The 17,533-nt window shown below is 64.0% G+C and carries 21 protein-coding genes and 1 tRNA gene; 14 read left to right on the top strand and 8 right to left on the bottom strand.

Features of this window, described 5'->3' with window-relative positions:
- Positions 1-34: 34 nt before the first annotated feature.
- The 6 genes from CN673_RS03715 to CN673_RS03740 all read right to left on the bottom strand — a co-directional run bounded on the left by CN673_RS03715 (position 35) and on the right by CN673_RS03740 (position 4,634).
- On the bottom strand, positions 35-232 hold the full coding sequence (locus CN673_RS03715) for a CsbD family protein (RefSeq protein ID WP_099864842.1): 198 nt from the start codon (positions 230-232) through the stop codon (positions 35-37).
- A 160-nt stretch (positions 233-392) separates the two neighbouring features.
- On the bottom strand, positions 393-1,346 hold the full coding sequence (locus CN673_RS03720; RefSeq protein ID WP_099864843.1) for a hypothetical protein: 954 nt from the start codon (positions 1,344-1,346) through the stop codon (positions 393-395).
- Positions 1,330-1,722 (bottom strand): phage holin family protein, encoded by a 393-nt coding sequence (locus tag CN673_RS03725; RefSeq protein ID WP_157928794.1) that lies wholly within the window; start codon positions 1,720-1,722, stop codon positions 1,330-1,332. Before CN673_RS03725 ends, CN673_RS03720 begins: the two co-directional genes overlap by 17 nt.
- A 60-nt stretch (positions 1,723-1,782) precedes the next feature.
- Positions 1,783-2,313: a hypothetical protein gene (locus CN673_RS03730; protein ID WP_099864845.1), complete on the bottom strand. Its 531-nt coding sequence runs from the start codon at positions 2,311-2,313 to the stop codon at positions 1,783-1,785.
- A gap of 111 nt (positions 2,314-2,424) precedes the next feature.
- On the bottom strand, positions 2,425-3,396 hold the full coding sequence (locus tag CN673_RS03735; RefSeq protein ID WP_099864846.1) for an NADPH:quinone oxidoreductase family protein: 972 nt from the start codon (positions 3,394-3,396) through the stop codon (positions 2,425-2,427).
- The gene (locus tag CN673_RS03740; protein ID WP_099865060.1) at positions 3,396-4,634 is read right to left on the bottom strand and encodes an acyl-CoA dehydrogenase family protein; all 1,239 of its coding nucleotides are present in this window, start codon (positions 4,632-4,634) and stop codon (positions 3,396-3,398) included. The genes CN673_RS03735 and CN673_RS03740 overlap by 1 nt, the downstream gene beginning before the upstream one ends.
- Positions 4,635-4,801: 167 nt before the next feature.
- Here CN673_RS03740 and CN673_RS03745 point away from each other — a divergent pair, with 167 nt between their 5' ends.
- The 7 genes from CN673_RS03745 (at position 4,802) to modC (ending at position 10,460) form a co-directional block, all read left to right on the top strand.
- Entirely contained in the window at positions 4,802-5,623 is an 822-nt protein-coding gene (locus CN673_RS03745) for an SDR family oxidoreductase (protein WP_099864847.1), read from the top strand.
- Positions 5,620-6,660: a phosphotransferase family protein gene (locus CN673_RS03750; protein WP_370852999.1), complete on the top strand. Its 1,041-nt coding sequence runs from the start codon at positions 5,620-5,622 to the stop codon at positions 6,658-6,660. The genes CN673_RS03745 and CN673_RS03750 overlap by 4 nt, the downstream gene beginning before the upstream one ends.
- A 3-nt stretch (positions 6,661-6,663) precedes the next feature.
- Positions 6,664-7,431, top strand: coding sequence for an SDR family NAD(P)-dependent oxidoreductase (locus CN673_RS03755; protein WP_099864848.1), 768 nt, complete (start codon positions 6,664-6,666; stop codon positions 7,429-7,431).
- On the top strand, positions 7,428-7,802 hold the full coding sequence (locus CN673_RS03760; RefSeq protein WP_099864849.1) for a winged helix-turn-helix domain-containing protein: 375 nt from the start codon (positions 7,428-7,430) through the stop codon (positions 7,800-7,802). The genes CN673_RS03755 and CN673_RS03760 overlap by 4 nt, the downstream gene beginning before the upstream one ends.
- Before the next feature lie 69 nt (positions 7,803-7,871).
- On the top strand, positions 7,872-8,648 hold the full coding sequence (gene modA, locus CN673_RS03765; protein ID WP_198585874.1) for a molybdate ABC transporter substrate-binding protein: 777 nt from the start codon (positions 7,872-7,874) through the stop codon (positions 8,646-8,648).
- A gap of 34 nt (positions 8,649-8,682) precedes the next feature.
- Positions 8,683-9,360: a molybdate ABC transporter permease subunit gene (gene modB, locus CN673_RS03770; protein WP_099864850.1), complete on the top strand. Its 678-nt coding sequence runs from the start codon at positions 8,683-8,685 to the stop codon at positions 9,358-9,360.
- A gap of 2 nt (positions 9,361-9,362) precedes the next feature.
- Positions 9,363-10,460, top strand: coding sequence for a molybdenum ABC transporter ATP-binding protein (gene modC / locus CN673_RS03775; RefSeq protein WP_099864851.1), 1,098 nt, complete (start codon positions 9,363-9,365; stop codon positions 10,458-10,460).
- A gap of 16 nt (positions 10,461-10,476) precedes the next feature.
- Here modC and CN673_RS03780 read toward each other — a convergent pair whose 3' ends face one another.
- A complete protein-coding gene (locus CN673_RS03780) occupies positions 10,477-11,241 on the bottom strand; it encodes an SDR family NAD(P)-dependent oxidoreductase (RefSeq protein WP_099864852.1) in 765 nt (254 codons plus the stop codon).
- 118 nt (positions 11,242-11,359) lie between these two features.
- Positions 11,360-12,307 carry a lytic transglycosylase domain-containing protein gene (locus CN673_RS03785; protein WP_198585875.1) on the bottom strand — a complete coding sequence of 316 codons (948 nt, stop codon included), beginning with the start codon at positions 12,305-12,307 and terminating at the stop codon, positions 11,360-11,362.
- Positions 12,308-12,487: 180 nt separating this feature from the next.
- Between CN673_RS03785 and CN673_RS03790 the strand changes: the two genes are divergently transcribed.
- From CN673_RS03790 to CN673_RS03820, 7 genes are all read left to right on the top strand, one after another.
- Positions 12,488-13,351, top strand: a complete 864-nt coding sequence (locus tag CN673_RS03790; RefSeq protein ID WP_099864854.1) for a D-alanyl-D-alanine carboxypeptidase family protein — start codon at positions 12,488-12,490, stop codon at positions 13,349-13,351.
- Between the two features lie 111 nt (positions 13,352-13,462).
- Positions 13,463-13,539: transfer RNA gene (locus CN673_RS03795), tRNA-Arg, on the top strand.
- Between the two features lie 406 nt (positions 13,540-13,945).
- Entirely contained in the window at positions 13,946-15,148 is a 1,203-nt protein-coding gene (locus CN673_RS03800) for a PAS domain-containing sensor histidine kinase (protein WP_245409757.1), read from the top strand.
- Positions 15,141-15,737 carry a response regulator transcription factor gene (locus CN673_RS03805; protein ID WP_099864855.1) on the top strand — a complete coding sequence of 199 codons (597 nt, stop codon included), beginning with the start codon at positions 15,141-15,143 and terminating at the stop codon, positions 15,735-15,737. Before CN673_RS03800 ends, CN673_RS03805 begins: the two co-directional genes overlap by 8 nt.
- Positions 15,738-15,825: 88 nt before the next feature.
- A complete protein-coding gene (locus CN673_RS03810; RefSeq protein ID WP_099864856.1) occupies positions 15,826-16,161 on the top strand; it encodes a response regulator in 336 nt (111 codons plus the stop codon).
- A 105-nt stretch (positions 16,162-16,266) separates the two neighbouring features.
- A complete protein-coding gene (locus CN673_RS03815; RefSeq protein WP_099864857.1) occupies positions 16,267-16,932 on the top strand; it encodes a Crp/Fnr family transcriptional regulator in 666 nt (221 codons plus the stop codon).
- A 98-nt stretch (positions 16,933-17,030) separates the two neighbouring features.
- Positions 17,031-17,525 (top strand): DUF4149 domain-containing protein, encoded by a 495-nt coding sequence (locus CN673_RS03820; protein ID WP_099865064.1) that lies wholly within the window; start codon positions 17,031-17,033, stop codon positions 17,523-17,525.
- Positions 17,526-17,533: the final 8 nt, after the last annotated feature.

Consider the following 17,533-nt stretch of genomic DNA (forward strand, 5'->3'; position numbering starts at 1 on the left):
CGGCGTTTCATTAACTCGGGATACCTGTCCGGCGTCAGTGGCGCGCAATCCACTCATCGACCTGGCGCTCTGCCTCGTCCCGTTCCAACCCGTAGCGTTGCTGAACCAGGCCGGCCAGTTCGGTGCGGCGCCCTTTTGCCCGGTCGAGATCGTCATCGGTCAGCTTGCCCCATTGCTGCTGGACCTTGCCGCGATATTCGTTCCACTTGCCTTCGACGATGTCCCAATTCATGGATCGGCTCCTTCTTATTGTGCGAAGCAGTCTGCCTCGCTTGTGGGAGTAAAACGTCCCGTCCGGGCGCCGGTTCCGTGATCCTCACATCATCGCGCAAAAGAAACGCCCGGCACACGGGCCGGGCGTTCTTTCTTTGCCAAGTCAGGCATGATGCCGCTCAGTGCACGGCAGTGTCGCTGCCGGGAGCCGAGGTCGTCGTGACAGCCGCTGGGCTCGTCGTGGTGGCCGGCGCAGCTGGCTTGGTAGCCGCCTTGCTCGGACCTTTCGTGGCGCGGGTCGCGCGCGCCTTTGCCGCTGTGGCTTTTGCGCCCGATGCCGCTGCCTTGCGCTTCTGCGTCGCGGTGCTGGACTTCGAAGCGGCCGCCTTCTTGCCTGCGGCGGGCTTTGCTTTTGCCTTGGACTTGGCGGCTCCACTGGATGCACCAGCGGTCTTTGCAGTGGATGGCTTGCGCTTCGTGCCGGATTTTGGTGCCGGGGCGGGCTCATCGTAGCCGAGCGCATGGAGGACCACGTCATCCTTGCGCCGTGCCGCAAACACCGACGCCGCTGCCGCACCGAGCGCCAGGGCAAAGAGGCCGGTGGCTGTCGGATTGCGGCGGACCCATTCGGTGCCCTCGCGGCCGACTTCGCGGGAGCGTTCCGCAGCGCGGCGCGCCGCCAGTTCCGCGTCATGGGCGCCACGACTGATCGCGCGGCCGGCGTTATCGCCTGTCTCGCGGGCATAGTGCAGGGCGTCATCGGCCTTTTCCACGGCAATATCGGCCGCATCGTGCGCATAACCCCTGACGGCATCGCGTGCCGAACTCGCATAGCCGCGAACCCGGCGGGCGCCGTCGTCGAGTTGCCGGCGCGATGCGACGCGCGTACGCTCATTTGTCTGCGTGGCAAATCCCACCAGCCCAGCCGCCACGAGAGCCGTCGCGATGGGGTTGGATGTCGCTTTCGACACGGCCCAGTCGATGATCTCTGTCGTCGAGGGGTCTTGCTTGCCTGTCATGCGGGCGGCAATTGCGCGCGGCGAGAATTCCTTGGCAGCCGAGTCCATGCGGGTGCGCATGCGTTCGCGGATGCCGTCGATTTCTTCTTCGATGCGTTCACTGGATTTTGTCATGGAACGTCTCCTTCAATCGGTGAGCGTTTTCGGTGGTGGCACGGATGGTGCGCACCGGTTTCAGGTTCTTTGCCTTCAGATAGGATGCGCCGACATAGAGCGCGATGAACCCCAGAACGAGGACAACGCCGCCCGTGACGAGCGCAGCGCCGGCCGGTCCGAGGTAGATCGCCAACCAGGCGACAAATGCCTGTGCCAGCAGGAAGATCGCCACGGCGACGAGCAGAAGGCCGGCGAAGACGAATGTCAGCCCTTGCTGCACTTGACCGAGCTTTTCCTGGACTTCCGTGCGCGCGAGTTCGATTTCCTTGCGAACGAGCTCCAGACTGTCCTCGAGCAGGGACCGCAGAGTGTCGAATATGGTCGGTGTGTTCATCATGGATCCGTATGCCGAAACACGCGCGTCGACGACTTGACTAAGGTCAAGCGGCGCTGATCAGCCCGACGCCTTGGTCGTTGACCTGGCGCGGGTGCGCGCTGCCGTGCCTTGTTTCGCACCCGTCCTGCCTGCAGCGCGGCGAGGTGGATCCTGCGTCACGCGGGCTTGCTTTTCATGGCGATGCGTAGAGGCGCTCTGCAGGGTGTTGGCGACAAGGAAGCCGGCGATCGCAAGGGCGCCGTACGCCACAAGCGGACGCTCACGCACGAAGTCCTCGACGCGTTCGGTCGTCGAACGCATGTCGAAATCATCGATGTGATCGGTCATGTCGTCTGCCTTGGCGGCGACATCGTCAACGAAGCCTGCGACGGTTGCGTAGCCCTCCTGGCGCAATTCGCCGCCGCCGGTACGCAGCGCCCGCACGATTGTCTTGCAGAACTGCTTGAAGGCATTGGTCTGCTCGCGCACCGCCGTCTCGGCGTAGTCACGGCTGCTCTCATATGCCTTGTCAGCAAGCGCGCCAAGACGATCTTCGGCCGCTTCGAATACGTCGCTGGTAGTTTCCTGAACCGTTTCCCTGATCGCCATGCCGCGTCTCCGTTACGTTGCACAGACAACGCGGCCGTCAGGGACTTGTTCCACATATGCTTATGTAACGCTGCGGGCTGGAGCGACCACGCTTAACGGGTCAAACCATCATTACGGAACGAGGATCGACTTGCCCATCGTGCCGCGATCGAGAATGCGTTCCAGGACGTTCGGTGCGTCGGCGAGGGGATGGGATCCCTCAATGTGCGGGCGCACCCTGCCCATGGCATGCCAGGCGAACAGCTCCTGCATGTTGTCGGAGAAAAGGTCCGGTTCGCGCGCGGTGAAATTGCCCCAGAAGACGCCGACGACGCTGTATTCCTTGACGAGCGTCAGATTGACGGCGAGCTTGGGTATCCGTCCCGAGGCGAAGCCGACCACAAGCAGGCGGCCATTGCGGGCCATTGCCCGGCTGGCAGCGTCGAAGGCATCGCCGCCGACCGGGTCGAACACGACGTCGGCGCCCTTGCCGTCCGTTCGTTCCTTGAGCGCATCCTTCAGGTTGTCGTAGCCGATGGCTTCGTCGGCACCGTTCTCCGCGGCAAGCGCGCGCTTTTCCTTGCTCGATGCAACGGCGATTACGCGCGCGCCCATCGCCTTGCCGATCTGGACCGCGGCGAGACCCGTCGAACCTGCAGCGCCGAGAACGACGAGCGTTTCCTTGGGCCACAATTGGGCGCGCTGCTTGAGGGCGTGATGGGCTGTGCCGTAGGCGCACAACAACGCACAGGCATCCGCCGCCGGCATGGCGTCGGGCAAGCGGATGACATTGCGTGCGTCGGTTAGGACCCGCTCGGCATAGCCGCCGTGCTGCAGCAGGGCGACGACCCGGTCGCCCTCCGAAACCGTCTTGACGTCGGTGCCCGTCGCCACGACCGTTCCGGCGGTTTCCATGCCGGGCACGAAGGGCGTTGGCGGCTTTACCTGGTAAAGGCCCTTGACCAGAAGGCCGTCGGGATAATTGACGCCCGCGGCTTCGCTCGCGATGACGACCTCGTTCGGGCCGGGCGCGGGCAGGTCGATCTCGTCATAGGCGAGCTGGTCGATCGGCCCGAACTCCCTGCAGACGATTGCCCGTGACATTAAACCTTCTCCTGCGTGTATTTGCGCAGTTCGTTGCGCGCCACCTGGCGGCGGTGCACCGCATCAGGCCCGTCGGCAAGGCGCAGCGTGCGCAGATGCGTCCACATCCTTGCAAGGGGCGTGTCCTGCGAGATGCCCTGTCCGCCGAACATCTGCACGGCATGATCGGTGACCTTGAGCGCGACGTTCGGCGCGACAACCTTGATCTGGCTGATCCAGGGGGCCGCAGCCTTCGGATCCTTCTGGTCCATCATCCATGCCGCCTTGAGGCAGAGCAGGCGGGCCATCTCGATGTCGGAACGGCATTCGGCGATGATGTCGAAGTTCGCGCCGAGATCCGCCAGCCGTTTTCCGAACGCCTCGCGGCGCAGTGCACGTTGACACATCAGTTCAAGCGCACGCTCGGCATTGCCGATGGCGCGCATGCAATGGTGAATGCGGCCGGGTCCGAGCCGGCCCTGCGAAATCTCGAAGCCGCGGCCTTCGCCCAGCAGCAGGTCGCGGGCAGGGACACGCACATCGGTGAAGCGAAGGTGCCAATGACCGTGCGGCGCGTCGTCTTCGCCATAAACCTGCATCGGTCTCAGCTTCTCGATCCCCGGCGTCCTGGCGTCGACGACGATCATCGAATGGCGCTTGTGCTTCGGCTCCTCGTCGCTGCCGGTCCTGACCATCACGATGTAGACCGCACAGCGCGGATCGCCGGTGCCGGATGCCCACCATTTCTCGCCGTTCAGCACATAGTCGTCGCCGTCGCGTTTGCAGCGCATCGCGATGTTCGTTGCGTCCGACGACGCGACATCGGGTTCGGTCATGAGATAGGCGGATCGAATCTGTCCGGCGAGAAGCGGCGTCAGCCACTGCTCCTTGTGCGCATCGGTGCCGTATCGCTCGAACACTTCCATGTTGCCGGTGTCCGGGGCCGAGCAATTGAAGACTTCGGCGCCGAGATGCGCCTTGCCCATTTCTTCGGCGAGATAGGCGTATTCGACGGTCGACAAGCCGTAGCCGCGTGCGCTGTCGGTCAACCAGAAATTCCAGAGCTTGCGCTCCCTGGCCTTGGTCTTCAGGCCTTCGAGAATCTCGGTCTGGCGCGGAGTATAGGTCCAGCGGTCTCCCTTCGAGACTTCCGACAAGAACGCCTCATCGAGCGGGATGATCTCCTCACGGACCATCGTCGCTACCGCTTCGTGAATCGGCTTCAGCCGATCCGTCATGCCGAGATCCATCGTGGTCATGATTGTGTCCATCTCCTTCCAATCCTCGTTGAAGCAACAACCACATGCGAGGGCAACTTGTCCAATGGGGAGTGCATGGGGACGATGCGATGGGGGCAGGTGTGCCGCCGCACTAGCCACAGCGCGCCTTGCCACTTACACCTTCAGTGCAGGAAGTGGAGGATTGCATGAACTATCTTGAGGAGCTGTTCTCGGTTGCCGGCAAGACGGCGCTGGTGACGGGGGGCGCGACAGGTATCGGGCGGATGGTGGCGAGCGCGCTCGTCAATGGCGGCGCCAAGGTCCTGATCGCCTCGCGCAAGGGCGAGGATTGCCGCGCCGTGGCCGAGGCGCTCAACCAGTCGGGCGCGCCGGGTCAGGCGGATGGATTTGCCGGCGATGTCGGCACGCCGGAGGGCGTTGGCGCGCTCGTCGATGCGGTTCGATCACGCTGCGATCGCTTGCACGTCCTCGTCAACAATGCCGGCGTTTCCTGGGGTGCGCCGTTGGAGACCTTTCCCCATTCGGCGTGGGAAAAGGTGATGAACGTCAACGTTGCGGGTCTCTTCACGCTGACGCGCGATCTGCTGCCGCTTCTGGATGCGGCGGCAACGGATGACGACCCGGCGCGTGTCATCAACCTAGGCTCGGTCATGGGAACCGTGCCGCTTGCCGACGGGGCCTATTCCTATTCGGCCTCCAAGGCGGCCGTGCATCATCTGACCCGGATTTTCGCCAACGAGTTCGCGGCGCGACGCATCACCGTCAATGCCTTTGCCCCAGGCCCGTTTCAGTCGAAGATGACGGCATTTGCCACCGGGACCGACGACAAGGCCGACATTGTCGGCAAGGGGGTGCCGCTCGGCCGGATCGGTTCGCCGGACGACATCGCGGGTGCCACACTCTATCTGTGCTCCAGGGCCGGCGCCTATGTGTCCGGAGCGATCCTGCCGCTGGACGGGGGCATGTCCGCGCACGACACCAACCGGCTGTTCAAGGATTTCCAATGATGGCCGAGGCTGCAGGCGACGTCATCGACATTAACAAGCTCGAGCCGCTGCTTCGCGAAGAGATCGAAGGGTTCGGTCGTATCACCGAACTGCGCAAGTTCGATACGGGCCAGTCCAATCCCACCTATATGATCGCAACGGATGCGCGGCGATACGTGCTGCGTGCCAAGCCGCCGGGGCAACTGCTGAAGTCGGCGCATCAGGTGGACCGCGAATATCGCGTGATGCGCGCTCTGGCGGCGACCGACGTGCCGGTGCCGCAAGTTCTTTATCTGTCCGGCGACGACAGCCCGATCGGGCGGATGTTCTTCGTGATGGAACATCTCGACGGGCGTATCTTCTGGGATCCGGCGCTGCCGGAACTCAGCAAGGCCGATCGGGGCGCGATCTATGCGTCGATGAATGCGGTCATGGCCGCGATGCATGACGTCGATCTGGAAGATGTCGGGCTTGCCGATTTCGGGCGGCCCGGAAATTATTTCGAACGCCAGTACAGGCGCTGGTCGGAGCAATATCGTCTGTCGGCCATCGATCCGATCCCGGAGATGGATGCGCTGATAGCCTGGTTGGGCGAGCATATGCCGCCCGATGACGGGCAGGTTGCGCTGGTCCACGGCGACTTCCGAATGGACAACATGATCTTGGCCCGTGACAGCGCTGCAATCCTCGGCGTTCTGGACTGGGAACTGTCGACCCTCGGCCATCCTTTCGCGGACCTGTCGTATCAATGCATGCAGCTGCGCCTGCCGCATGACAGCACCTTCAAGGGGCTCGGCGGCGTCGATCGTGCGGCCGCCGGGATTGCCTCGGAAGAGGCCTATGTCGAAGCCTATTGCGAGCGGCGGGGCATCGCGCGCATCGACAATTGGCCGTTCTATCTCGCCTTCGCGTTCTTTCGGCTCGGCGCCATCCTTCAGGGCGTCCTCAAACGGGCCGTGGACGGCAACGCATCCAACCCCGGTCGGGCCCGCGAAATGGGCCGGGCCATCCCGCTCATCGCGTCCGAGGCGATGCGCGTCGTGCGCGAGGAGGGCTGAGCCATGACGCGTCCGTTCGAGGGCCGCACCATCCTCATCACCGGTGCGGCCGGTGGCTTCGGATCAGCTCTTGCCCGGCGGTTTGCCGGGGAGGGCGCAAGGCTTGTCCTTTCCGATCTTTCGATCGAGCCGCTTGACGCACTGGCAGCCGAAATCGATGCCGACTGCGTGGCACAAGCCGGTGACGTGCGAAAGGACGAAACCGCGCGCGACCTGGTCGCCGCAGCGGTGAAGCGCTTCGGCTCGCTCGATGTCGCCATCAACAATGCCGGTATTGCCAGTGCCTTCAAACCGCTGCACGAGACACCCGTGGACGAAGCAGAGCGGATCATGGCGGTGAATCTTACGGGCGTCGTCTTCGCCATGCGGCACCAGATACCGCAGATGCGCGCGCAATTCGCGGCGAACGGTTCCTGGTCGGCGATCGTCAACATGGCTTCCATCGCCGGCGTCATCGGCGCTGCGGGGCTTGCCGTCTACGCGGGCGCCAAGCACGGTGTCGTCGGTCTCAGCAAATCGGCCGCGCTGGAAAATGCGCGCCACGGGGTGCGGATCAATTGCGTGTGCCCGACCTTTTCACCCACCGCGATGGTGACGGAAGACATTTCCGCCGGCAATCCCGATCTCGACAAGCTTGCGCGCGGTATTCCCATGCGGCGTCTCGCCCGTGTCGAGGAGGTGGTGGACGCCGTCATCTTCGCCGCGTCGCCCGCATCCAGCTTCCTCACCGGTCAGGCCATTCACGTTGATGGAGGGATCACCGCCGGATGACCAAGACAGCCAGTGACCGCTTCACGCTTCGCATTCGCCTGAAGCTCGGCCCCGACATCGCGCTGGGTCCCGGCAAAGCCGATCTTCTGGAGGGCATACGCGATACTGGATCGATCGCGGCGGCCGGCCGGCGCATGAAGATGAGCTACAAGCGGGCCTGGTTGCTGATCGAGACGATGAACCGCAATTTCGCCGAACCGCTGGTCGAAACATCGAAGGGCGGCGCCGGCCATGGCGGCGCGGTGTTGACGGAAACCGGCCTGCGCGTGCTTGGCCTTTATCGATCGATCGAGGCTCAGGCGAGGGCGGGCAGTGCACGCGACATCGACGCGCTGGAAGCCTTGTTGTCCGATATGTCCAATCGGAAATAACGGTTGTCGACGCTGCCGTTTCATGATCTATGGTCCGATATGTTTGAGTGGATAGATCGGGAGGGAGCGATGGTCGGCATGGTGAAGTGGGGTCTCGGCGTGGGACTGCTGACGCTTGCAGGCGTGCTGTCGCAGAACGGTCCCGCTCAATCGGAGGAGGCTTCACTCGCGGTTGCGGCGAATTTCACCGAAGTCATTGAGGTCCTCGTCGCCGATTTCGAAGGGTCGAGCGACCACGAACTGACGATCGTGACCGGCTCGACGGGCCAGCTTTATTCGCAGATCGCAAACGGTGCCCCGTTCGACATTTTCCTGGCGGCCGATCAGGAGCGCCCCGAGCGACTGGAGGCGGAAGGCGGCGCTGTCGAAGGCACGCGCTTTACCTACGCTATCGGCCGGATCACGCTCTGGAGCCCCGATCCCGCGGCGATCGGTGACGACGGCGGCGACTATCTGGCCAACGGATCGTTTCGCGCACTGGCGATGGCAAATCCGGACCTTGCGCCTTATGGCGTTGCTGCGCGCGAGACGCTTCAGGCGCTCGACCTTTGGGATGCCATGAAGGGCCGGATCGTCCTTGGCGAGAACATCGGCCAGACCCATGCGATGGTCGCGACGGGCAACGCCGAGGCCGGCTTTGTCGCGCTTTCCTATGTCCTCAGCCCGGAAAACGATCAGCCGGGAAGTCGCTGGGACGTGCCCGGTGATCTCTATTCGCCGATCAGGCAGGATGCCGTGCTGGTCGCGCGCGGCCGCGACAACACGGCGGCGCGCGCGTTTCTGGACTACATGCGATCGGATGCAGCGCATGAGACGATCCGCGCCTATGGCTACGACGTCGATTAGGGTATTGCGGGGTCTGTCTTGCTTATCGTGATCGATGACCTTGCCTGATGCCGGTCCCATCTTCCTGACTTTGCGGCTGGCCGCGACGGCGACGGCCGTGCTGCTTATTTTCGGCACGCCGCTTGCCTGGTGGCTTGCGCACACAAGATCGCGAATCAAACCCTTCGCGGAGGCACTGACGGCCCTTCCGCTCGTCCTTCCTCCCACGGTGATCGGCTTTTATCTTCTGATCCTGATGAGCCCGCGCGCGCCAATCGGCGCATTCTGGCTGAGCATTACCGACACCACGCTGACCTTCTCCTTTACCGGGCTCGTGGTCGCGTCCGTCTTCTATTCGCTGCCGTTCATGGTGCAGCCCCTGCAAAGCGCATTCGAGGCGGTGGGGCGCGCGCCGCTGGAAGCGGCCGCCACGCTCAGGGCCGGCCGGCTCGATCGGTTCTTCACCGTCGCCGCCCCGCTGGCGGCGCGGGGCTTCCTCACGGCGATCGTGCTCACATTTGCCCACACGATCGGCGAGTTCGGCGTGGTGCTGATGGTCGGTGGCAACATACCCGGTGAAACCCGTGTCATCTCCATTGCCATCTACGAGAACGTCGAGACGCTGCGCTACGGCGAGGCGCACGTCCTGTCGGCGATCATGATGGCGTTCTCCTTCGCGGTGCTGCTCGCGGTCTACACGATCAACCGCCGCATGCCGATGAAGACGCTTTGATCATGGCGCGGCTGTCACTCGACATCGACATCACGTTCAACGATTTTCGGCTGACCCTGCGCGAAGATCTGGAACTGGACGGCATAACCGCGCTTTTCGGCCATTCCGGGTGCGGCAAGAGCACGCTGTTGAGGATCATCTCGGGCCTGGAAACGCGTGCAAAGGGCCGGATCGCTCTCGACAGCGAAGTCTGGCTCGATGACACGGCGCGCTTTGCGATCCCGGCGGAACGGCGCGGAGTCGGCTATGTCTTTCAGGAAGCGCGTCTTTTCGCGCATCTGAGTGTAGCGGGCAATTTGCGCTTTGCAGACCGGCGATCGCGCCGCATTGCCAGCCACCCGACATTTGCGAGCGTGGTGGAGGCCCTTGATCTCGGCCCATTGCTGGAGCGATCGGTAGCGACACTGTCCGGCGGAGAGAAGCAACGGGTTGCGATCGGGCGTACGCTGCTTGCCCGTCCGCGTCTTCTGCTCCTCGATGAGCCGCTTTCGGCGCTCGACGGCAGGCGCAAGGGCGAAATCCTTCCCTACATCGCGGCCCTTCCGGAGCGCTTCGGCATCCCGATCATCTACGTCACCCATGCCGTTGAGGAGGTGGCGCAGCTTGCCAGCCATATCGTGGTTCTGTCCGAGGGGAGGGTGGCTGCGCGCGGGGCGGCGGACGAGACGCTTGCGCGGCTCGATCTCGGACCGCTGACAGGGCGTTTCGAAGCCGGCACCCTCCTCGATGCGACCGTTGCCGGTCACGACAGTCATTTCATGATGACGCGGCTTGCTCTGGGAAGCCAAGCCATCTGGGTGCCGGAGCTATCCGGCAAGGTCGGCGAGGCCGTGCGGCTTCGGCTGCGGGCGCGGGACGTCTCGCTGGCCACTGCCCGGCCGCACGGCATTTCGATCCGCAACTGTCTCGAAGGAACGGTGCGCGAAATCGCCGAGGAGAGCCAGACCGCCTATGCCGAGGTGTTGGTCGACGTGGCGGGCAATGCGGTCAGGGCCCGTGTGACGCGCATGGCGATCGCCGAACTCGAACTCGGCGCGGGCAAGCCCGTCCACGTGCTGATCAAATCGATCGCGCTCGACAGGCTCTCCCGGCGCCGGTAAGCCGCGCGCCTCTGCGCTATTTCGGCGCCATCCGCAGCGCGCCGTCGAGGCGGATCGTTTCGCCGTTCAGCATCTCGTTGTCGATGATGGCAAGGGCCAGCGCCGCATACTCTTCCGGCTTTCCAAGGCGGGAGGGGAAGGGCACCGATGCGCCGAGGCTTTTCTGTGCCGCTTCCGGCAGCCCGAGAAGCATCGGCGTTTCGAAGATGCCGGGAGCGATGGTGCATACGCGCACGCCTATTTGCGCGAATTCGCGCGCGGCCGGTAGCGTCAGTGCCATGACCCCGCCCTTCGACGCGGCATAGGCGGTCTGGCCGATCTGGCCCTCATAGGCGGCCACCGAGGCGGTGTTGACGATCACGCCGCGCTCGCCGCTCTGGCTCAGCGGTTCGAGGTCGGCAGCCTGTTCGGCAAACAGCCGCAGGAAGTTGAACGTGCCGACAAGATTGATCTCGACGGTGCGCCGGAAGTCGTCGAGCGCCATCACGCCGGACTTGCCGAGCACTTTCTTGGCCGGCGCGACGCCGGCGCAATTGACGAGGATGCGCGCCGGTCCGTGCGCCTCGGCTGCCTTCTGCATCGCCACCTCGGCTTCGCTGGCACTTGAAACGTCGCAGGCAAGCGCGATCCCGCCGATCTCGCTGGCGACGGCCGCTGCTCCCTGTTCGTTGTGGTCGACGATGGCGACCCTCGCTCCGCGCGCCGCCAAGGCGCGTGCCGTCGCCGCGCCGAGCCCCGACGCGCCGCCCGTGATGATCGCGGCGTGATCCTTGATGTCCATGAAATGCTCCCTGACTGAATGGTTCCCTGGGGCGCCACATAGCGTAACGCGGGATGCCGGCTCAATAGCCTGCAGCGTTAGCCTGGAGCGTTCTGGGCGATGACGCTGGGCGTCCGGATCAGTTGCGAACGACCAGACAGAAGGCGCCGGCCTGACGCAGCTGGCGGCACAGCGCCTGGCTCTCCTCGCGCGTCTGGCGTCCGACGCGAACGGTGATGCGGCTGCGCGCGCCGAAGGAGCGATTGCGCTCCGGCACGAACAGTGGCTCTTCGCCGGCCAGCACGGCATGACGCGCCTGGACCTTTTCGAAAATCCGCTCGGCCGTATCGCGTGAAAAATCGGCGCCGATCTGCACCCCCCAGGGCGTCCAGTCTCCAGTGTCGAGTTTGAACGCGCTGATGCGGCTGTTGACGGCCAGTTCCAGGCAGGCCTCGCGGAAGGGCTTGTCCTCATCGAGCGAGAAATCGACGTCTTCCGGCGGGTCCTCGCGCCAGTCCTCGACGCTGTGGCCGGTGATCAGACGGACATAGTGACGTGTCTCGCCCGGCATGTAGCTCTCGCCGCCGAGGAAGAGCCGCGCGCGAGCCTCGCCGGCATTGTAGCCGATCGCGGCAAGACCGAGGCTGCCGAACGTTGAGGTCATCTCGGCGAGGTATTCGGCCGAGCGGGTCAGCGCCTCTGCCGGATTGAACGGGTCTTCCAGCGCGCGCAGGCGGGCGGTGGACGGGATGAACTGGGCAATGCCTTCGGCGCCTGCCGGGCTGACGGCGTTGGGATCGAAGCGGCTTTCCTGCCAGATGAGGCGCGCAAAGAAGCCCGGCGGCAGGTCGTTCGCCGCAGAAAGCTGCTCCAGCGCGGCGCAGACATCGGCATTGAAGGAGGCCGCCGAGATGCAGAGCGGCGGCTCATCGGCTCTGCCAGCGCGGCTGCTGCAGAAGCTGGGAACCTCGGCGGCCTTCAGCGCAACCGGCGCGGCGGGCAGCAGGCCGCCAAGAAAGAGCGCGACCCAGAGGGTGCGCAGGGCCGAGGGCGCAGAAAGCCCGCCACTTCCAGATCGCGATCTCAAACGACTTGCGTCTCCCTGCCAGCGATGCGAAGCGGCCACTGTGCGGCGCTTTCGCGGCGAAATCATGCAATTCATGCTTGTGATCCCCCGCTGCGGTGCGCTAGCTCTTCGGCAAGCGCCGGGATTCAGGCGTCCCGTGATCGTGGCCTCCAGGAATTCGGATCAAGCACATTGGCATCGATGCTCACTGCCCACTTCGCCTCCCTGCGCGCTGCGTTCGCGGCGCTCATCGCACTCTTCGTCATCACGGGTTGCAGCACAACCGCAGATCTCGGCATGCCGGCACTGCCTCCGCTCTCCGACAAATATGCCGCAATCGTCGTCGATGCCAATGACGGAAGCGTGCTCTACGAGATGGATTCGCAGGTGCTGCGCCATCCCGCATCGCTGACCAAGATGATGACGCTCTACATCATGTTCGATGCCATCAAGGCCGGACAGTTGCAGGCGACGACACCGATCCCCGTGTCGGCCTATGCGGCGAGCCGCCCGCCGACGAAGATCGGCTTCAAGCCCGGCGAAACGCTCTCGACCGAGGAAGCGATCCTCTCGCTGGTGGTGAAGTCGGCCAACGATGTGGCGACCGCCGTCGCTGAATATTTCGCCGGTTCGGAAGAGCAGTTCGCGGCGATGATGAATGCAAGAGCGCGTGCCCTCGGCATGAGCGATACGGTGTTCCGCAATGCGTCCGGCCTACCCGACAGCGCGCAGGTGACGACGGCGCGCGACATGGCGCGGCTGGCGCTGGCGCTGCGCCGCGATCATCCCGGACTCTACCGCTATTTCGCCAACAAGGATTTCGTCTATCGCGGCCGGCTGATCGAAGGCCACAACGACCTGATCGGTACGATGGCCGGCGTCGACGGCCTCAAGACCGGCTATATCCGCGCCTCCGGCTTCAACCTCGCAACGTCGGTGCGCCGCAGCGGGCGAAGCGTCGTGGCCGTCGTCATGGGGGGCGATACGGCAAAATCCCGCAACGCCCACATGCGCCAGTTGCTGGACCTTTACCTGCCGCGCGCCTCGGTTCAGCGCGGCAGCTGAGCGATGCCGGCCGTCGTGCCCAGAGGGCACCGCCGGCAAAGGCAACTTCACCATTGATGCCGCCGCCCGCATCGTCTAAGGAACGTTTCCAAGGCCAAATCGCCTTGCCAGGCACCCGTAGCTCAGCTGGATAGAGCGCTGCCCTCCGAAGGCAGAGGTCACAGGTTCGAATCCTGTCGGGTGCGCCAATAATGCCGTAAAATCAATTTCTTAGCCATAACCAATTAGCACTTGGTTCTGGTGCGTGCAGATTGCAACCATATTGCAACCATATTGCAACCAAGGCCGGTCGAGCTCCTTCGTGAATTCTCGTGTCGTCGCGGGAATGACAACCTTTATTTTGGGTCTTTTCCCATACTTCCGCTGGACATACCGTTGCCAGCCAAGGCGTTCCGGCTGCCAGTCCGTCAAATGAGATTGGCTCAAGGTGAACGTCAGCTTCACCAAGCCGGTCTCCCTTGGGTGCGAACACGCCCGTCGTTTGTCCAAGTACCGTTTACGCTTGTGGTCTGATCCTCATGATAGCGCTCGTAGCTATGCTGCCATTTACCATCTGATTCCTGATGGGTTATCTCTGGGGTCAGGAAAACGTTTGTGGGAGACATCTGGACATTGAAGGATGGCGAGCAGCATAGCCGAAACGTTGCAGTGTCGGCACGGGATGCACATCGCGGCTCGGTCTCCGAGGCGCGGCTCGCCAGCATGCTCGATACGGCCGTCGACGGCATCGTCGTCATTGACGAGCGCGGGACCATCCTGTCCTTCAACAAGGCCTGCGAGACTTTGTTCGGCTATCACGCGCGGGAGGTGGTCGGCCGCAACGTCAAATGCATCATGCCTTCCCGCTACGCTGACGAGCATGACGGCTATCTCTCTCATTACCGCGGCACAGGCGAGCGCCGGATCATCGGCATCGGCCGTGAGGTCGAGGGTATGCACCGCGATGGCACCACAATGCCGGTCGAACTCTCAGTTGGCGAGGCGCAGACGCCGGACGGGCGCCAGTTCATCGGCATCATCCGCGATCTGCGATCGCGCCGGGCGACCGAGGAGCGGATGCGCGATCTCCAGTCGCAACTCGTTCATATGGCGCGCGTGTCGGCCATCGACGAGATGGGCGCGGCGCTGGCTCATGAACTGAACCAGCCGCTGACGGCGCTGATGCTCTACCTCGATGCCGTGCAGCGGGCTGCATCGACGGAATGGCAAGCGGGCGATCTGCGGGGCCAGGCGCTCGGCAATGCGGTGCGCGAGGCGCAGCGGGCAGCCGGCATCGTCCAGCGCATGCGCGGCTTTCTCGACCGGGGCGATCAGCGCCGGAGCCATGTCGATCTGCGCGGTCTCCTCGACGAGGCCGTCGAACTGACGAAGATGGGGCGCCGGTCGGCGGGTGTGACCATCACGCGGATCGACGATCCGCATCTGCCTGAGATCGAGGTCGATCCGATCCAGGTGCAGCAGGTGTTCGTCAATCTGTTGCGCAATGCCTTCGATGCGGTGCAGGGGCATAACAGACCCGCCATCGCGGTCGAAACAAGGCGCGACAACCGGTGGGCCAAAGTGACTGTCGGCGACAATGGCCAAGGCATCGCTGCCGAGGCGATGGGCGATCTGTTCAAGGCCTTCTCGTCCGGCAAGCGCAAGGGCATGGGGCTGGGCCTCGCCATCTCGCGGTCCATCGCGCAAAGCCATGGCGGCGACCTGACCGTCGATCCGGGAGGCAACGGGCGCGGGGCGCGGTTCGAATTGACGCTTCCGCTGGGCGAACCGGCCGACGGAGACCGCAACGATGATTGAAGCGGCCAAGCTGATCCATGTCGTCGACGACGATGCCGCGGTTCTCGACGCGCTGGGCGTGATCCTCAGGATGGAAGGCTACGAGGTCGAGGGCTTTGTTTCCGGCGACGCCTTCGTCCGCGGGGTTGCGCAGCGGGCGCCGGACTGCGTCATTCTTGATGTCCACATGCCCGGCCGGTCCGGTCTCGATATCCTGCGGGTGCTCGACAAGAGCCGGTTTCCCGCGCCGGTGATCATCATCACCGGGCAGGGCGACATCCCGATGGCCGTCCAGGCGGTCAAATCGGGTGCGGTCGATTTCCTGGAGAAGCCGTTCCAAGTGGACATCCTGCTTGAGCGCGTGCGCCAAGCGATCGACCTCGCCACCGCGGACAAGCCGGAGTCGAGCTTTTCCGGGCAGGACCGCCTGACGGATCGCGAGGCGGAAGTGCTCGCGCAGGTGGTTGCCGGCGCGCGCGACAAAGAGGCGGCGTTGGCGCTCGGCATCAGCCCGCGCACCGTCGAGGCGCACCGCAAGAGCATTATGGGCAAGCTCGGCGCGCGTACGCTTGCCGACCTCTTGCGCGTCGTCTTTTCAGGACGCGGCTGAATAATCACCTCGGTTTGATGCATCTCAAGAAATCGAGGCCGGTGGCGCGGAGAATGCGTGCCCGTTCATTGAGAAGGCAAAGCCGTCCATGTGTCTGCACATCGTCGTGGGAGACCTCGGTTTGAGGGACTCGCTGATGGTTCTTCTGCAACTGCATGGGTTCGCTGTCCGGCCCCATGCCGATGCCCGATCGCTGCGCCAGAGCAACCTTGCCGCCGACGACGTGGTGATCGTCGATCTCGACCTGCCGCATGGACAGGCGGCACGGCTCATCGAGTGGTGCCGGCACAACTCGGCGACCGGCAGGCTGATCGTGCTCACCGGACTGACCGGCAGGGCGATGCGGGCGCGACTGGGCCAGATGGGGACCGCGGCGATTCTGACGAAGCCGTTCCAGGCCGCCGACCTGCTAGCACTTTTATGATCTCTGGCCCATCGGGGTAGGGGATTTCCCTGAGCGTTCGGCCGAATTTCGTCCAAAGCCCCGACAGCGTAGGCTTCCGACAGTTCAAGTGACGGGGGCCGAACGATGTCGATTGCAGAGCGCGGATTTCTCACGGAAGACCGGATCGAGGCGCGCGCCGGCAACAGGCGCGGTTTTTGTAGCCGAGACATCGTCTGCCGACAGGGCGACCCGGTCGGCGAGATTTACAGAATCGAGCGCGGCACGGTCATGCTCTACCAGATCCTGCGTGACGGCCGCCGTCAGGTCGTCGATGTCATCTGCACCGGCGACTATCTCGGGTTCGGCGACGGCAGCGTGCAGGACTGTTTCGCAGAGACGCTGACCAATTGCGAGGTCACGGCGTGGCGCATCGACGACGCACAGAAATGCGTCGTCTGGCGCGATGCGTTTTCCCGAGCGATGCAGCGCAAGCTCGGCGCCATGCACGACCATGTCACGCTTCTTGGTAAGAAGACGGCACTCGAACGCGTCGCCAGCATGCTTATGCGCTTCGTTCCCGCCTGCAGCGGCCGTTTGTGTCCCGGCACGCCGCCGGCCGGCTATGCCGAATTGACACACGAAATCCACATGTCCCGTCAGGAGATCGCCGACTATCTCGGCCTGACGCTGGAGACGGTCAGCCGCGCCATCTCGCAATTGAAGCGCGAGGGTCTGATCGAGGCGCCACGACCGAGCCAGATCGTCATCAAGGATCTCTGCCGCTTGTGCCGGCTCGCCGTCCTGCACTGACCACCCCGGTTTTTGATCCAGCGCAAAAATCGCTGCACCGAAGCAACTACGACATAGCGCGACGGCCTCGCATCGCAGCGCCGTGCATGGAGAAGCAAATGCCGGACGTTTCTCGGCGCACCTTATGTCTCGCCGTATCAAGCCTTGCCGTGCTGTGGCTGGGACTTCTCGTGGGCGTCTCATTCATCGCGACGCCGGTCAAGTTCGCCGCGCCGACCCTGACGCTGCCCGTGGCGCTCGACGTCGGCCGGGTGACCTTCGCCCTGTTCTCCAGGATCGAATGGGCGATGGCCGCGCTTCTTTTGGTCAACGTACTTGTCGCACGACCGTCCCGGGCTGTCGCGGGCGCAACCTTGATCGCCGGCCTGATCGTCCTCTTTCAGGCGCTCTATCTGTTGCCCGTACTCGATGAGCGGATCGCGGCGGTCATCGCCGGATCGCCGCAGCCATCGAGCGTGCACCACGCGATCTATGTCTGGCTCGAAGCCGCCAAGGCGCTGCTGCTGGCGACGATCGCCATGCTGGCCATCCGTGCGGCGGTCAGGCAGCCCGCAAATCCATCAGCTTCCTACCGCAGTCGGGTGACAGCATGAACGTGACG

Origin of the sequence: Neopararhizobium haloflavum, from assembly GCF_002750855.1 — a bacterium.
Taxonomy (GTDB): Bacteria; Pseudomonadota; Alphaproteobacteria; order Rhizobiales; family Rhizobiaceae; genus Georhizobium; species Georhizobium haloflavum.

Excerpts from the sequence above, each read along its gene's own strand:
- CN673_RS03740 (WP_099865060.1), bottom strand. The coding sequence starts at position 4,634 with ATGACCACGATGGATCTCGGCATGACGGATCGGCTGAAGCCGATTCAC.
- CN673_RS03780 (WP_099864852.1), bottom strand. The coding sequence starts at position 11,241 with ATGGACATCAAGGATCACGCCGCGATCATCACGGGCGGCGCGTCGGGG.
- CN673_RS03790 (WP_099864854.1), top strand. The coding sequence starts at position 12,488 with ATGCTCACTGCCCACTTCGCCTCCCTGCGCGCTGCGTTCGCGGCGCTC.
- CN673_RS03750 (WP_370852999.1), top strand. The coding sequence starts at position 5,620 with ATGATGGCCGAGGCTGCAGGCGACGTCATCGACATTAACAAGCTCGAG.
- CN673_RS03725 (WP_157928794.1), bottom strand. The coding sequence starts at position 1,722 with ATGAACACACCGACCATATTCGACACTCTGCGGTCCCTGCTCGAGGAC.
- CN673_RS03730 (WP_099864845.1), bottom strand. The coding sequence starts at position 2,313 with ATGGCGATCAGGGAAACGGTTCAGGAAACTACCAGCGACGTATTCGAA.
- CN673_RS03815 (WP_099864857.1), top strand. The coding sequence starts at position 16,267 with ATGTCGATTGCAGAGCGCGGATTTCTCACGGAAGACCGGATCGAGGCG.
- modA (WP_198585874.1), top strand. The coding sequence starts at position 7,872 with ATGGTCGGCATGGTGAAGTGGGGTCTCGGCGTGGGACTGCTGACGCTT.
- CN673_RS03760 (WP_099864849.1), top strand. The coding sequence starts at position 7,428 with ATGACCAAGACAGCCAGTGACCGCTTCACGCTTCGCATTCGCCTGAAG.
- CN673_RS03745 (WP_099864847.1), top strand. The coding sequence starts at position 4,802 with ATGAACTATCTTGAGGAGCTGTTCTCGGTTGCCGGCAAGACGGCGCTG.
- CN673_RS03755 (WP_099864848.1), top strand. The coding sequence starts at position 6,664 with ATGACGCGTCCGTTCGAGGGCCGCACCATCCTCATCACCGGTGCGGCC.
- modB (WP_099864850.1), top strand. The coding sequence starts at position 8,683 with ATGACCTTGCCTGATGCCGGTCCCATCTTCCTGACTTTGCGGCTGGCC.
- modC (WP_099864851.1), top strand. The coding sequence starts at position 9,363 with ATGGCGCGGCTGTCACTCGACATCGACATCACGTTCAACGATTTTCGG.
- CN673_RS03720 (WP_099864843.1), bottom strand. The coding sequence starts at position 1,346 with ATGACAAAATCCAGTGAACGCATCGAAGAAGAAATCGACGGCATCCGC.
- CN673_RS03735 (WP_099864846.1), bottom strand. The coding sequence starts at position 3,396 with ATGTCACGGGCAATCGTCTGCAGGGAGTTCGGGCCGATCGACCAGCTC.
- CN673_RS03820 (WP_099865064.1), top strand. The coding sequence starts at position 17,031 with ATGCCGGACGTTTCTCGGCGCACCTTATGTCTCGCCGTATCAAGCCTT.
- CN673_RS03805 (WP_099864855.1), top strand. The coding sequence starts at position 15,141 with ATGATTGAAGCGGCCAAGCTGATCCATGTCGTCGACGACGATGCCGCG.
- CN673_RS03715 (WP_099864842.1), bottom strand. The coding sequence starts at position 232 with ATGAATTGGGACATCGTCGAAGGCAAGTGGAACGAATATCGCGGCAAG.
- CN673_RS03810 (WP_099864856.1), top strand. The coding sequence starts at position 15,826 with ATGTGTCTGCACATCGTCGTGGGAGACCTCGGTTTGAGGGACTCGCTG.